Source organism: Pseudomonas shirazensis, assembly GCF_014268785.2.
Taxonomy (GTDB): Bacteria; Pseudomonadota; Gammaproteobacteria; order Pseudomonadales; family Pseudomonadaceae; genus Aquipseudomonas; species Aquipseudomonas shirazensis.
Map to the genome: position 1 here is coordinate 500,619 of NZ_JABWRD020000001.1, position 14,726 is coordinate 515,344.

Here is a 14,726-nt window from a genome sequence, read left to right on the forward strand (position 1 = left end):
TACGCATCCCGCCGGCCCGTTAGATACATCGTGATGGCTTTATTCGAAACCAGGACATTCGGTACATGGTGCACCGCTGTTTACTTGCCTTAGCTGGCACGCTGGCCCTGTCGGTCAGCGGCATGGCGCTGGGGCAGGCCCCGCAATCGAGCCCGGCAATCTCCTACACCCGGGACATTCAGCCGATCTTTACCAACAAGTGTGTGGCCTGCCACGCCTGCAACGACGCTGCCTGCCAGCTCAACCTGGGCAGTGCGGACGGCGCTCAGCGCGGCGCCTCCAAGGTGCCGGTGTATCAAGGTGACCGCAGCCAGGCGGTGCCGACCACACGTTTGTTCTATGACGCCCACAGCGAGCAGGCCTGGCGCAAGCAGGGCTTCTATTCTGTGCTCGACGGCCAGGGTAGCCAGGCGGCATTGATGGCGCGCATGCTCGAATTGGCCCACAAGACGCCGCTGACGCCCAACGCCAAACTGCCCGAGAGCATTGTGCTAGGCCTCAATCGCAACAATATGTGCCCGTTGCCCCATGAATTCGATGCCTACGCCGGTGTTCATCCTGGCGAAGGTATGCCCCTGGCCGTCACCGGCCTGACCGATCAGGAATACCAGACCTTGCAGCGCTGGCTGGCAGCCGGCGCGCCGGTCGATGCCCAGGCGCTACAGCCGAACGCTGCGGAAGCCAGCCAGATCGCCGAGTGGGAAGCGCTGCTCAACCGCCCAGGCTCATCCGAGGCGTTGATCGGTCGCTGGCTGTACGAACACCTGTTTCTTGCCCATATCGACTTCGTCGGTGGCCAGCCTGGGCACTTCTTCCAGTGGGTGCGTTCGCGCACGCCCAGCGGTCAGCCGGCCGATATCATCGCCACTCGCCGACCCAACGACCCGCCCGGTACTGACTTCTATTACCGGTTGGTCCCGGTGCAAGGCGTGATCGTTCACAAAACGCACATCAGCTACCCGCTCGGGCCGCAGAAACTCAAACGGGTCAAGCAGCTGTTCTATAGTGGCGACTGGCATGCCACCTCACTGCCAGGCTATGGCCCAAGACACCGGGCAAACCCGTTCGAGACCTTCGAAGCGATTCCGGCGGTGGCGCGCTACCAGTTCATGCTGGATAACGCCGAGTACTTCGTGCGCACATTCATCCGCGGGCCGGTCTGCCGTGGGCAGATTGCCACCGATGTGATTCGCGACAACTTCTGGGCATTGTTCCAGGAGCCTGCACATGACCTGTACATCACCGACGCACGTTATCGCGGTGAGGCGACGCCGTTGTTGGCCATGCCCGGCCAGATCGACGACGTTGGCAGCGTGATCAGCCTCTGGCATTCCTACCGCGACAAGCGTAACGAATACGAAAAGCTGCGCCGCGAAGCCTATGCTGAGGCCCCCGCGCCGAGTTGGTCGACCTTGTGGGCCGGTAATGACAACGCGCTGCTGAGCATCTTCCGCCACTTCGACAGCGCCTCGGTGAGCAAAGGCTTGATCGGCGACGTGCCACTGACTACCTGGCTGTTCGACTACCCGCTGCTTGAGCGCACCTATTACCAACTGGCGGTCAACTTCGATGTGTTCGGCAACGTCTCGCACCAGTTGCAGACCCGGCTCTACTTCGACCTGATCCGTAACGGCGCGGAGGTCAATTTCCTGCGGTTGATGCCCGCTGACCAGCGCGGCGCGATCCTCAGCGATTGGTACCAGACCACCGGCAAGGTCAAGATGTGGCTGGATTACGAAGACATCGACACCGATACGGCAAGCGCTTTCAAGCTCGACGAACGTGACCCCAAGCGCGACTTCGGCCTGCAATTGCTGCAGCGCACCAAGAGCCTCAATGTCACGCCCGACCCGATCAACCGCTGCCAGGGCGCGTACTGCTCGCGGCCGCAGATGAGCGCCGAGTTTCGCGATGTCGAGCAGAGCCTCAGCCGCTTGGTATCACGTCCTGCCGCTGGCCTGAAGGTAATCAATCAGCTGCCTGAAGCGAGCATGCTGCGTATCGAAGGGCAGGGTGGGCAACGCCAGGTCTACAGCTTGCTGCGCAACCGTGCGCACAGCAACGTGGCGTTCCTGCTGGGGGAGGAATCGCGCTATCAGCCGGGTCTGGACACCCTGACCCTGGTGCCGGGCGTGCTCAGCAGCTACCCCAATTTCATCTTCAACATCCCGGCCAGCGATGTCCCGGAGTGGGTCGAAGACATGGAAGCTGCGCGCGACGATCCGGCCAAGTTCGAGCGCATCGTCATGCGTTGGGGCGTGCGCCGCAGTCACCCGCAGTTCTGGCAGTACTTCCATGATCTGAATACCTTTATCGAGGAGACCGAGCCGCTGGAAGCAGGCGTGCTGGACATGAACCGCTATGAAAACCTGTGAGTTGACCGCCCGGCAGGAGGGCTGATCTTTTCATCGATGTCGTGGTCCCAATAGCAAGTGGTCTGTGGTTCGGCTCGCCGCTCTCGGTGGCGCGTCTGCGCCGAACCCCAGGCTTGAATGCACCAGGACCACAGGGCATTGCATGTTGTACTCGCTTCAGGCACTTCGGGCGTTCGCCGCCTGGGTGGTGGTTTGCCACCATTTCATGCAGGTATTCTTCGACTTCCACGCCAGCGGCCCCGTTGGCGCCCTGCTCGCCGAGCGCGGCGCAGTTGGGGTGGATATCTTTTTTGTGATCAGCGGGTTGGTGATCTACCTGTCGACCCGTGACAAGGACATCGTCCCCAGTCAGTTTCTGCTCAACCGCGCGTTGCGCATCATTCCCGCCTACTGGTTTTACACCGCGCTGATGGCCCTGCTGCTGTTCGGCGCCAGCCGCTGGATGCCGCATCAGGTGTTCGACTGGCAGCATTTGCTACTGTCGTTGCTGTTCATCCCGGCAGAAAACCCCGGCGGCTACGGCATGTATCCAACGCTCAATGTGGGCTGGACACTGAATTTCGAGATGTTCTTCTATCTGCTGTTCGGCCTCGCCTTCATGGTACGTCGGCGTCTGCACCTGCTGCTGGTAACGGCCGCGCTGTTGCTGGTCAGCGAAGTTCTGGGGCGGCTGGGGGTGCTCAGTCACTTCTACAACAACGGCATCATCTACGAATTTCTGTTGGGTATCGGCCTGGGCGTGCTCTACCGCCGAGGCCTGATCCGCGAGGGCTTGTGGTTGCCGTTGGCATTGCTGGCGCTGGCCGGGTTTGCCCTATACCGACTGGATGCGTCGCTGCGCCTGCTGCACTGGGGCCTGCCGAGCGCGCTGGTGGTGCTGGCGTTCATCTCGCTTGAGCCGTATTTCCGTGGCAACCAGCTGCTCAAGATGCTCGGTGACTGCTCCTACTCGGTATACCTGATCCATGTGCTGGTGCTGCATGCCGGCTGGTTCGTCAGCGAGCGTTTTGCACTCAACCCTTATCTGGTCTTCGCCTTCTGTGTGCCGTCCATTGGACTAATGTCGTGGCTGAGCTACCAATGGCTGGAACGCGGCCTGTATCAACGGATGAAGGCCTGGATCGACGCACGTTCGGCGCAGCAGCCAGCCTGGGAGCTATCCCGAGTCAAATGCTAGGACTTTGTTCGGGGCCTGGGTTGGCGTACACTTGCCAACAAGTCTGTGAGGAACTTCCATGAGCGCTATAACCATTACCGACGCCGCCCATGATTACCTGGCCGATCTGCTCTCCAAGCAGAACACCCCGGGTATCGGCATTCGCGTATTCATTACCCAGCCAGGCACCCAGTACGCAGAGACGTGCATTGCCTACTGCAAGCCGGGCGAAGAGAAGCCAGAGGACACTGCCCTCGGCCTGAAAAGCTTCACGGCCTACATCGACGCCGTCAGCGAACCGTTTCTGGATGACGCGCTGGTCGACTACGCCACCGATCGTATGGGCGGCCAGCTGACCATCAAGGCGCCAAACGCCAAAGTGCCGATGGTCAATGAAGACAGCCCGATCAACGAGCGCATCAACTACTACCTGCAAACCGAGATCAACCCAGGGCTGGCCAGCCACGGTGGCGCGGTGAGCCTGATCGACGTGGTCGATGACGGCATTGCCGTCCTCCAGTTCGGTGGTGGTTGCCAGGGCTGCGGCCAGGCCGACGTGACCCTCAAGGACGGCATCGAGCGCACCTTGCTCGAACGCATCCCCGAGCTCAAGGGCGTGCGCGATGTGACTGACCACACCCAGAAAGAAAACGCCTACTACTGATAGCGGTGGTGGTGTGCGAGCAGACCCGGGCAGCACCGCGCGGGTCGCGCTTCTAGCAACAATCTGTTACTGATTCAACCCCCGCGACAACAGGTCGCAGCCGCGTATTACAAGGGCTGCAGGCCGATCACCGGCTTTGTTGGGTAGATAGCCAACAGAGGTCATGCCAGAATGCCGCGGCTTTTTGACCGGCCCTGCCCAGGGGCTGGCACCTTCCCTGTAAAGGATGGTTCCATGACTGATCTGTTGAGCCGGCGTGCCGTTGTCGCCGGCATGGGCGTACTCGGGCTTGGCCTGTTGGCCGGTTGCAACCCGGCGCGCGGCCTTGATTTCAAGTACGGCAAGAACATGAGCAACGAAATCCTCGGCCGTTCGTTCCGCCTGACCGATAGCCAGGGCAATGTGCGGACCTTGTCGAGCTTCTACGGCACCATGCCGATGATCTTCTTCGGCTTCACCCAGTGCCCGGCCGTATGCCCGACTGCGCTGGCGCGTGCCGCCCAGATCAAGAAGCTGATGGGCCGCGATGCTGGCTTCTTGCAGGTGGTATTCATCACCCTCGACCCCGAACGTGATACACCCGAAGTGCTTGACGCCTATGTCAAGGCGTTCGACCCATCGTTCACGGCCCTGACCGGTACGCCGGAAGAGATCGCCGCGGTTGCGCGGGAGTTCAAGGTGTTCTACGAAAAGGTCCCCACCGGCGACACGTACACCATCTCCCATTCGTCCACCAGCTACGTCTACGATTCGCGCAGCACACTGCGCCTGAGCCTGGGGCATTCCCTGAATGCCAAGGAATGCACAGAAGACCTGCTTACCCTGATGGAGATCTGCTAAATGGCAATTTCGCTGCAACCGATCAAGCGCGGCCTGGCCGCTCTGGCGCTGATGGGCATGGCGCTGCCGGCCCTGGCCGAGACCAGCGTCAGCGATGCCTGGGTGCGGGCCACCGTGCCGCAGCAGCACGCTACCGGCGCCTTCATGGTGCTGACTGCCACCACCGACAGCAAATTGGTCGGGGTCGCTTCGCCAGTAGCCAAGGACGTGCAAGTGCATGAGATGACCATGAACGGTGAAGTCATGGGCATGCGCCAGGTCAAGTCGATCGAGCTGCCTGCTGGCAAAGCCGTGAGCCTGGATCCGAACGGCTACCATGTGATGCTGATGGGCTTGCATGAGCAGGTCAAGGAAGGCACCCAAGTGCCGCTGACGCTGACCATCGAAGACGCCAAGGGCGCCAAGCAGGCCTTGCAGGTCCAGGCGCCTGTGCGTGGCCTGACAGCCGATGGCAGCACTGGTGGCCACGAGCACGCGCACCAGCACTGACAGCTGCCGGAGCTATTCGCTCAGCAAAGAAGGCCGCTCCCTGGAGAGCGGCTTTTTTTTGCCGAGAATCAACCGCGAAAACGTGGCAGCGGGCGGTCGGTCTTCAGCGAGGTCAGCGTTTTGCGCACCTGTGCTTCTTCAGCCTCCAGTGCCCGCAAGCTGTCGCGGATCTTGCCGGCTGCGGGCACATCACCCTGCCGGTCGATCCAAGCGGCAATTTCCTTGCACGCGCTGGTCAAGTGGGTTTGGCGCTGATTCATCAACGTCAGCAGGGTGTTGAGCTCTTTTGCAGACATGGCAGGTTCCTCCGTTCAGCGCTTGAAGTGTAGCAGCGCTGGCAGAATTTGCCGGGCGCCTCAGCGGCTCAGGCAGGCGCTGCGGTAGGCGCCAGGGGTGACGCCGTAGGCTTGCTTGAACTGGCGGTTGAGGTGGCTTTGATCGGCAAAGCCCAAGGCGAACGCGGCATCGGCAGCGGCCATGCCACCCTTGAGCAACTCCCGCGCGCGGGCCAGGCGCCGTTGTTTCAGCCAGCTGTGCGGTGGCAGCCCGGTAGCGCGGCAGAATACCCGGGCAAAGTGAAACGCAGACAGGTTCACCGCCGCCGCCAACGCCTCTAACGAAGGCGGGTCGGCGAGCTGGCTCTCCAGCAGCTCGCGGGCGCGGGCGACAGCCAGCGGCTCACAGCCTGGATCGCGTGGCGCGCTGCACTGGCCGTGGCGCTGGGCCAGGGCCAGCACCGCTTGGCGCCAGGCAGTCTGCTGTTGCAAGGCGCTAGCCCCGGCTTCCGAGAGCTGGTGCAACTGACTGAACGCCGCCGCCAGGGCGGGATCATTGATCACGCTCTGCTGAAAGTACGGCATGCCCTGGCCGCTCAGTTCCAGCTCGTCGAGCACGCCCGTAACCCGCGCATGCTCGGGATAAAAGCCACGATAGCGCCAGCCACTCTCGTGCGCGGTAGCTCCGGTATGCAGTTCGTCGGGGTTGATCAGGACCATGCTGCCCACCGGCGCCAGGTGCTCGCTGCCACGGTGCCAGAAGCGCTGCGCGCCCGATTCGATCACGGTGAACACATAGCCCTCGTGCACATGCGGGGCAAACCGTTGCTGCACATAACGCGCGTGCAGCATCTCGACGTCACCAAGTGCCGGCGCCTGCCAGAGGTGGGTTTGTTCACGCAGGGGTGTGCTCATGCCAGCCAGCTGCGCAGCAGGAAGAAGATCAACATGCTCACCAGCATGCTCAGCAGCACACTGCGGGTCAACAGCACCAGCGCCACAGCCACCACCGAACCGAGCAGGTACGGATTGGTCAGGCTCAGGTCAAGCTGGTGCTCAGGCAGAAAGATGATTGGCCCGCAGATGGCCGTGAGCATGCCGGGTACGGCAAAACCGAGAAACTGCCGTGCGTTGGAGCTCAGGCGCAGCGGTAGACGCGGTTCGAGAAACGCGTAGCGGTTGAGAAATACCAGCAGGCCCATGCCCAGAATCAATAGCCAGATCATGCCCGTGCGTCAGCCAGTTTTTGACAGACAAAGCCTGCACCCATGCCTAGCAACCCTGCAGCAATCAGTGCGGTCTCCCAGTGCCAGTAGGTGAACAGCACCGAGCTGAACAGCGATACCAGTACGCACACCAATGCCGGCACGTTGCGCACGGTGGGCGCTATCAGGGCAACGAAGGTGGCGACGATGGAGAAATCCAGGCCCAGTTGGTCCAGGTGCGGGATGTTCTGGCCGAGCACAATGCCGGCCAGGGTAAACAGGTTCCACGCCACGTAGAAGGTCAGGCCAACGCCCAAGGCATACCAGCGGTTGAACCGCTGTTGGTCGTAGTGGCTGGTCAGCGCAAAAAATTCATCGGTGAGCAGGAAGCCCAGGCCCAGCCGCCAGCGCAATGGCTGGCCCGAAAGCAGCGGGCGCATCGACAGCCCGTAGAGCAAATGCTGGGAGGTCAGCAGCAAGGTCGTGAGCAGGATCGCCAGCAGGCTGGCGCCACCCTTGAGCATCCCGATCGCCACCAACTGCGCTGCACCGGCAAACACGATCGCCGACAGGCCTTGGCCTTACCATGGGGTGAGGTTGGCCTCGATGGCCATCGAGCCTGCGAGCAGGCCCCAGGGAGCCACCGCCAGCGACAGCGGCAGGCTGGCAACGGCACCGTGGAGAAAGGCGTGGCGAGTGATTGGCTGACTGCTGGGCATGATGACGGCTGCAAACAACAAGGCAGCGCAGCATGGCAGAACAGCTCAAGGCTGGCTTGAACGATCTTGCTCGTCTACGGCCAGCCTGTGCTTCAGCGATTGCTGGTCAGGCGTTGCTGCGCAGCGGCGCAGCCGTTGATCTCTACTGCCTTCTGCAGCAGGGTCTGCCGATGCTGCGGGTCCAGATCACCCAGCAACCGGTAGACCTCGGCCTGATAATCGCGCTGCCGCCCCCATTGCATCTGCAACCCTTGTGGCTGGCTGCGGTTACAGGCCAGGCGCACAGCAGGTTGCGGGTAGTACTGCGCGTACAGCGTGGCCATGTTGGGGATGGCTTCCATCGCGTCGCGATACGCCGGGCTGGCGTTGTACGGTGGGCACCAGGTCGAAATGGCCGGCGCGGGCGGGGCAAAGCCTTGCTGCAGGCTGGCTTCAAGCAAAGGGCAGGCAGCGTCGGGAATCTGCGCGGCCGGCAGGTAGGTCATGTAATACAGTGCCAGCCGGTATTGCGCCACTGGATGCCCCAGCGCCACCGACTTTTTCAGCAACGCCACCGCGGTCGGCAGGGTCTGCGCCAGCGCCTGGCCCTGGCGGCTCAGCTCAGGGTCGCTGTCGGCAACCGAGCGTAGCGGCGAGGGGCTGTCGCTGACGCTGTCGGCTTGCTCGAGCAGCGGCAAGGCCTGCCGGTAGAGCAGATCAGCGTGCGGGTCGATCTGGCTCTCAAGCGCGTATGCCATGGGCGCAGCCAGGGCGATGAGCAGGGGCGAGAACAGCACAGCACGCGTGACGATTGAACGTGGCGTGCCGCTGTTGGCAGCGTTGGAGCTTCGATGTTCTTTGCAGATGCGCATATGCCTCGGTAAATCACAGCGATGACCGGCTATTCTAGCCATCCCAATGCCCATGCCGATAGACCATGGCTGCGTTTATCAGACGAGCTTGATCGGCGTCAGCTTGCGCAAGCGTTGTTTATCCTGCGCCAGACCCAGCTTGGCAGTGATAACCTTGGCCAAGGTATTGTTCCCCAAGTCATTGAAATGCAAGCGATCTACGAACAGTGACTGGGCGAATACCGGTGAGCTGTCGAGCATGCAGTTCATGTCATAACAGGCGACAGAATCGGCTTCGTTCTTGATCCGGCGAAAGAATGCCGAGTGCCGTTCGGCATCGAAAACGCCCGCCAGCAACTGATCGAACGGTACCGGCTGCTGTTGCAAAGCATCGAGCCTGGCCTGCTCAGCCGCAGGCACCGTTTCGCGGCACCAGGGCAGCAGCGGCTGCAAGATGAAGGTGAGGGTGGCATGGCTGTCGGCCAGCAAGCGGTCCCACTGGCGCAAGGTGCGCCCAATACAGTCGGCAGCGCGCATCAGGCGCTTGTCCGCAGGCGGCAGTGACCAGCTCAAGGCAGGCTGCTCGCGGCGTGGCACCAGCGCCTGGCGCAAGCGTTGCCAGAGCGACTCGACGCCTTTGCAGGGCGGTGCCTGCAAGGTCTCATTGAAGCTGTTCAGGTATGCCTGACGCGGGTCGGAACCCGTGGCCAGCAACTCGCTGAGGGCCTCTTGGGCCAACGTGTTGAGCCCGCTGAGGATCACCACATGGCCGATCTTGCCCAGCCGATGCTGATGTGTAAGGAACAGCAGCAGCTCTTGCGTAGCGCTCAGCCCGCAGCCAGCCAGGCTCAGCCAGACCTCACCGGTGAGCGCCGACAGGTGCGAGGCAACCGTAGCGTCATCACCGCTCGCGCCTATGCCAAAAGCGGTCGAGCCGCCCACCAGCAAGTTGACTCGCGCCGTATTGCCACGTTCGGCGGGCGAGTAGCGTTTGCCCGCCCAGTGGCTATAGCGCAAGCCCAATGCATCGGTATTGATGGTATCCGAGCGATAACCCCGTTCGTGCATGTACAGGGTTTGCGGCAAACGCCGGCTGCCCAGCTGCATAAAGCGCTGGTAGTCCAGTTGCAAGGGAAGCAGTTGGCCGTCCGTGGCGCTATCGATCAGGCTCATCAAACCTCCTCACTCGGTCAGCAGGCGTGTGCGGCTCAGGCCGTCAGTTCCTTCAGGTTGTAAAGCAGGCCGACCGCTGCAATCAGCAGCAGCGCTACGCCGGAGGCAAGGCTGATCATGCGGCTGCTGCGCTGCGAAGCGATCCTGCCGATGGCGAAGATATACAGACTGAGTACGGCGAAATCGATGGCGATCCACAGCAGCGACAACACCACCATGCTCTTGCCGAACGACTCGGTGATCTGGATGAACTGCGGGAAGAACGAGATGAAGAAGATAATGTCCTTGGGGTTGGAAATGCCCACCATGAACCCCTGCAGCAAGCCGCCGCGGGCCGGTTGCGGCGTTTCTGCCACGGCTGCCGCTGTAGCCGTAGGCGGTTGCAGTGCCTCGCGCAGAGTCGCCACGGCGATGTAGCCGATGAACAGGCAACCGAGCAGGCTCATGCCGTTGAGCCAGGCCTTGTCGATGGCGGCGCTGGTCATGATGATCCAGGCCGCAGCGCCGATCAGGACCAGTGATGCCCAGTTGGTACCGATGGCCGTAAACAGCGCTTTACGTGAGCCGGACGCTGCAGCAGTGTTGACGATCAGGGCGACGACTGGGCCGGGGGTGGCGATCAGCAGCAGCACGGTCAGGGCATAGGTGGCAGTCAGGGCGGTATTCACGATTCAGTTCTCGATCAGTGTGTCGGGTGCCTTGTGGGCATGGAAAGGGCAGCGCGACGGGTTCAGCGACCCCTGCTCCTGCAACTGGTACTGCTTCCATTCAAAATTGTCGTCTTCGCCGAAGTACCCCAGCGAGTCAGGCACGACACCGTCGTTGTAGTGGCTGACCCGTTCACGAATGCGCGCGCGAATGCGCTGACCGCTCTCGGTCTGGGCACTCGCGACTTCTTCGAAGCTCTCGCGGGGGTTGATCACGAAGACCATGCTGTCGCCCAGGTTGCGGCTCTTCATCAGCCGGTGCGCGGGGAAGTTCATGTTGATGAACAGCGGCATGCCGGCGAAGCAGAACGACCATTGATTGTCGTGCGGGTCGCCCGGCACGTCCTGAGGCCAGGGCTGCGGGTCGCGGGCATGCACGCCTTGCAGCACTTTCCAGGCCAGCGCCTGCTGCTCGTCGAGGCTGCCGCCAGGGGCGGTTTCGATGAACACCAGCAGCGGCGTGCCGATGCGTTGCTTGCGAGGTATCGGTTCAATGGTGCGCACGTAGTCGGTCAAGCCCCTGGCCATGTCATCAGCCATGTGCTCAGCACGGGCGAAGACAATGTGACAAGTCTTGGCCCCGACCGCCTTGCGGCCAAACAAACAAGGAAATTCAGGATTGGCGAGAATTGCGCGAAAGTGTTCTATGGTTTTGAAGGTCCAGTGACTCGTATTCTGGACATGTTCGGCGGCCAGCTCTAGCGCATCCAGGCGATAGCAGTTTCCATATCCCGTAAACATGGTTTCCCCAAACGTTCTAATGATCATTTCTGCCTAGCTAAGGCTGATTAGCTCTATATATTTATGGTTTACAGGCATTTTCTGAGAAGCTACCAGCGTTGTAAAACGCCTGGATTTATGACCTACTATTAGTCTCACTCATGCTGCGGACGGCCACCGATGTCAGAACGGATTCAAGCACTGCATGCCCTGCGCGCTTTTGAAGTGGCTTCGCGCTACGGCTCATTCACTCGTGCAGCCGAAGAGCTGGCCCTGACCCAGGGCGCCGTCAGTCATCACATCAAGACCCTTGAGTCGATGTTTGGCTGCAGCCTGTTCGAACGACGCGGGCCCAAGCTGCGCTTGACCGAACATGGCCGTTTGCTGGCGCAGGAGCTCAAGGTCGGCTTCAAGATCATCGAAAACGCGTGCGCCTTACTGCGCCAGGATCGCTATGGCTTGCGCCTGAAAGCACCGTCGACGCTCACCGTACGTTGGCTATTGCGCGCGCTGGATGGCTTCAAGAAGGTGGAAAACAGCTGCAGCGTGCAGCTGTCGAGCGTGTGGATGGACATCGATAGCGTCGATTTTTATTCAGAACCGTACGACTGCGCGATTCTTCTGGCCAACGGTCGTTTCCCTGCCGACGTCGAGGGCTTCAAGCTGTTCGACGAGTGGCTGATTCCGGTTTGCCACCCCGATTACCTGCAAGACCCCAACCCGGATCTGGCCATACTCAGCCAGTGCGACTTCCTGCACCCCTCGACCGACCGGCGTGACTGGCGGCGCTGGCTGGCGCGGATGGACGCATTGCACATCAGCATCGACCAGGGGCAGGTGTTCGACACCCTTGATCAAGGCATTTCCGCCGCCCAGCAAGGCTTGGGCATCTCGGTGGTGGACCTGGTGCTGGCCAGCGCCGACGTCGCTGCCGGGCGCCTGGTGATGCCGTTCAAGCACGCCGTGGCAACCGGCGACGGCTATTACATGACCTGGCTAAAGGCCAGCCCCAAGGCTCGGCAGATGCTGCGGCTGCGCGATTTTCTGCTGGCCCAGGTGCCGCCGCTGGTGTCCAAGGAGATCAACTACCTCTACGGCTGACGCAACAGGGTAGAATCCTTGCTCAGCACGCCGTATCACAGAGGTCATCGCAGTGGAGTTGCAGCAGGGCTTTGTCCTCACCCGACAGTGGCACGATACGCCCGAAGGCACCTGCGTGGAGTTCTGGCTGGCAACCGATCAGGGTCCGCGCCAGCTGCGTCTGGCGCCGCAGGAGTCGGTGGCGTTCATCCCCGAGCGCTTTGCCGCCCACGCCCGTGCAGTGCTCAAGGACGAGCAGGGCGCTGAACTCAAACCACTGCGCTTGCGTGATTTCGAGCAACGTCCGGTGCTGGGCCTGTACTGCCGGCAACATCGCCAGCTGATCCAGCTTGAGCACCGTCTGCGCAGCGCTGGTATCGATGTATACGAGGCGGATATCCGTCCACCGGAACGCTACCTGATGGAGCGCTTCATTACCGCGCCGGTGCTCTTCAGCGGCCAGCCGGATGCCCACGGCGTGCTCTGCAACGGTCAGCTCAAGCCGCATCCCGATTACCGCCCGCCGTTGCGCCTGGCCTCGCTGGACATCGAAACCACCGAGCGTGGCGAGTTGTACAGCATTGCCATCGAGGGCTGCGGCCAGCGTCAGGTGTACATGCTCGGGCCGGCCAATGGCGACCACAGCATCGTCGACTTCGATCTGCACTACTGCGCCGACCGCGCGCAACTGCTGCACTGCCTCAATCAATGGATGGCCAGCCACGACCCCGATGCGATCATCGGCTGGAACGTGCTGCAGTTCGATCTGCGCTTGCTCCACGAGCATGCCGCGCGCTTGCAGGTGCCGTTGCTGCTTGGCCGTAACGGCGCAACACTGACCCTGCGCGCACATCCCGAGCGCAACCATGTGTTCGTCGAAGCGCCGGGCCGCTTGTTGATCGACGGCATCGAGGCGCTACGTTCGGCGACCTGGAGCTTCCCTTCATTCAGCCTGGAAAACGTCGCCCAGACCCTGCTCGGCGAAGGCAAGGCGATCGATACGCCGTACCAGCGCATGGACGAAATCAATCGTATGTTCGCCGAGGACAAGCCGGCCCTGGCCCGCTACAACCTCAAGGACTGCGAACTGGTCACGCGGATTTTCGCCCATACCCGCCTGCTCGAATTCCTTCTGGAGCGCGCCAGCGTCACCGGCCTGCCGGTGGACCGCAGCGGTGGCTCGGTCGCGGCGTTCTGCCATTTGTACATTCCGCATATGCACCGGATGGGGTTTGTCGCGCCGAACATGGGCAGCCAGCCGGACACCGCCAGCCCTGGCGGTTTTGTCATGGACTCGCGCCCTGGCCTGTATGACTCGGTGCTGGTGCTCGACTACAAGAGCCTGTACCCGTCGATTATCCGCACCTTTCTGATCGACCCGGTCGGGTTGGTCGAAGGGCTCAGCCAGCCAGATGACGAGCACTCGGTCGAGGGTTTTCGCGGCGCGCGGTTTTCCCGCACCCGGCATTGCCTGCCAGCCATCGTCGAGCGCGTCTGGCAAGGCCGGGAAGCGGCCAAGCGCGACGGTAACGCGGCACTCTCGCAAGCCTTGAAGATCATCATGAACGCCTTTTATGGCGTGCTCGGCTCCAACGGTTGCCGCTTCTTCGACACGCGCCTGGCCTCGTCGATCACCCTGCGTGGCCACGAAATCATGCGCCAGACCCGCGCCCTGATCGAAGCCGAGGGTTACGACGTGATTTATGGCGACACCGACTCGACCTTCGTCTGGCTCAAGCACGCCCACGACGAGCAGGCGGCGGCGCGCATCGGCAAGGCGCTGGTTGTCAAGGTCAACCAGTGGTGGCGCGAGCACCTGCGCCAGAGCCTGAATCTCGACTGTGCACTGGAGCTGCAATACGAAACCCATTACCAGCGTTTTCTGATGCCGACCATCCGCGGCGCCGAGGAGGGCAGCAAGAAGCGCTACGCCGGCCTGGCGCAGGGTGCCGACGGCGAGCTGCAGATGATCTACAAGGGCCTGGAGTCGGTGCGCACTGACTGGTCGCCACTGGCCCGGCAGTTTCAGCAAGGGCTGTATGAGCGGATCTTTCGCAACCAACCTTATCGTGACTATCTACGCGATTACGTACAGCGCACCCTCGCTGGCGCGCAGGACGAGCTGCTGATCTACCGCAAGCGTCTGCGCCGGCCGCTGGCCGATTACCAGCGCAACGTGCCGCCGCACGTGCGCGCGGCGCGGCTGGCCGATGACTTCAATGCGCGGCTGGGCCGTCCCAAGCAGTACCAGCGCGGCGGCTGGATCAGCTATGTGATCACCACCGCAGGCCCCGAGCCGCTGGAAAACCTGCAGTCGCCGATCGACTACGAGCACTACCTGAGCCGCCAACTGCAACCGGTGGCGGACGCGATCCTGCCGTTCGTTGGGGATGACTTCAATGCCCTGACCGGTCGCCAATTGATGCTGTTCTGAGGCCGCGCAGGCGCTAATTTTTCCTCGTTGCATTCGTTCTATAGGGATGGTTCGCCACC

Annotated in this window: 14 protein-coding genes and 1 pseudogene; 7 read left to right on the top strand and 8 right to left on the bottom strand. The window is 61.9% G+C overall.

The genetic code is table 11. From position 1 onward, the window contains the following. The first annotated feature begins 65 nt into the window (after positions 1–65). The 5 genes from HU736_RS02150 (at position 66) to HU736_RS02170 (ending at position 5,524) form a co-directional block, all read left to right on the top strand. Complete coding sequence (locus tag HU736_RS02150) at positions 66–2,375, top strand: fatty acid cis/trans isomerase (RefSeq protein ID WP_186699691.1); 2,310 nt, start codon at positions 66–68, stop codon at positions 2,373–2,375. 142 nt (positions 2,376–2,517) lie between these two features. After that, positions 2,518–3,552 carry an acyltransferase family protein gene (locus HU736_RS02155; protein WP_186699693.1) on the top strand — a complete coding sequence of 345 codons (1,035 nt, stop codon included), beginning with the start codon at positions 2,518–2,520 and terminating at the stop codon, positions 3,550–3,552. A 58-nt stretch (positions 3,553–3,610) separates the two neighbouring features. Then, positions 3,611–4,195 (top strand): Fe-S biogenesis protein NfuA, encoded by a 585-nt coding sequence (gene nfuA / locus HU736_RS02160; protein WP_101318487.1) that lies wholly within the window; start codon positions 3,611–3,613, stop codon positions 4,193–4,195. 234 nt (positions 4,196–4,429) lie between these two features. Continuing rightward, positions 4,430–5,035 (top strand): SCO family protein, encoded by a 606-nt coding sequence (locus HU736_RS02165; RefSeq protein WP_101318489.1) that lies wholly within the window; start codon positions 4,430–4,432, stop codon positions 5,033–5,035. A 6-nt stretch (positions 5,036–5,041) separates the two neighbouring features. Then, on the top strand, positions 5,042–5,524 hold the full coding sequence (locus tag HU736_RS02170; protein WP_186699922.1) for a copper chaperone PCu(A)C: 483 nt from the start codon (positions 5,042–5,044) through the stop codon (positions 5,522–5,524). Positions 5,525–5,592: 68 nt separating this feature from the next. Here the strand turns inward: HU736_RS02170 and HU736_RS02175 are convergent, their stop codons facing one another. The 8 genes and pseudogenes from HU736_RS02175 to HU736_RS02210 form a co-directional block, all read right to left on the bottom strand. Continuing rightward, complete coding sequence (locus HU736_RS02175) at positions 5,593–5,820, bottom strand: hypothetical protein (RefSeq protein ID WP_101318491.1); 228 nt, start codon at positions 5,818–5,820, stop codon at positions 5,593–5,595. Between the two features lie 60 nt (positions 5,821–5,880). Next, complete coding sequence (locus HU736_RS02180; RefSeq protein ID WP_186699696.1) at positions 5,881–6,714, bottom strand: AraC family transcriptional regulator; 834 nt, start codon at positions 6,712–6,714, stop codon at positions 5,881–5,883. After that, complete coding sequence (locus HU736_RS02185; protein WP_101318495.1) at positions 6,711–7,025, bottom strand: AzlD domain-containing protein; 315 nt, start codon at positions 7,023–7,025, stop codon at positions 6,711–6,713. Before HU736_RS02185 ends, HU736_RS02180 begins: the two co-directional genes overlap by 4 nt. After that, positions 7,022–7,723: pseudogene (locus tag HU736_RS02190) on the bottom strand (AzlC family ABC transporter permease). Before HU736_RS02190 ends, HU736_RS02185 begins: the two are co-directional and overlap by 4 nt. A 92-nt stretch (positions 7,724–7,815) precedes the next feature. After that, positions 7,816–8,460, bottom strand: coding sequence for a hypothetical protein (locus HU736_RS02195; RefSeq protein ID WP_103438744.1), 645 nt, complete (start codon positions 8,458–8,460; stop codon positions 7,816–7,818). Positions 8,461–8,652: 192 nt separating this feature from the next. Then, entirely contained in the window at positions 8,653–9,726 is a 1,074-nt protein-coding gene (locus HU736_RS02200) for a hypothetical protein (protein ID WP_186699698.1), read from the bottom strand. Between the two features lie 35 nt (positions 9,727–9,761). Further along, positions 9,762–10,394, bottom strand: coding sequence for a LysE family translocator (locus HU736_RS02205; RefSeq protein WP_103436955.1), 633 nt, complete (start codon positions 10,392–10,394; stop codon positions 9,762–9,764). Positions 10,395–10,397: 3 nt separating this feature from the next. Next, a complete protein-coding gene (locus HU736_RS02210) occupies positions 10,398–11,174 on the bottom strand; it encodes a YqcI/YcgG family protein (RefSeq protein WP_103436956.1) in 777 nt (258 codons plus the stop codon). Positions 11,175–11,333: 159 nt separating this feature from the next. Here HU736_RS02210 and HU736_RS02215 point away from each other — a divergent pair, with 159 nt between their 5' ends. Continuing rightward, positions 11,334–12,254: a LysR substrate-binding domain-containing protein gene (locus HU736_RS02215; protein WP_101318503.1), complete on the top strand. Its 921-nt coding sequence runs from the start codon at positions 11,334–11,336 to the stop codon at positions 12,252–12,254. Positions 12,255–12,306: 52 nt separating this feature from the next. Continuing rightward, entirely contained in the window at positions 12,307–14,667 is a 2,361-nt protein-coding gene (locus HU736_RS02220) for a DNA polymerase II (protein ID WP_186699700.1), read from the top strand. Positions 14,668–14,726: the final 59 nt, after the last annotated feature.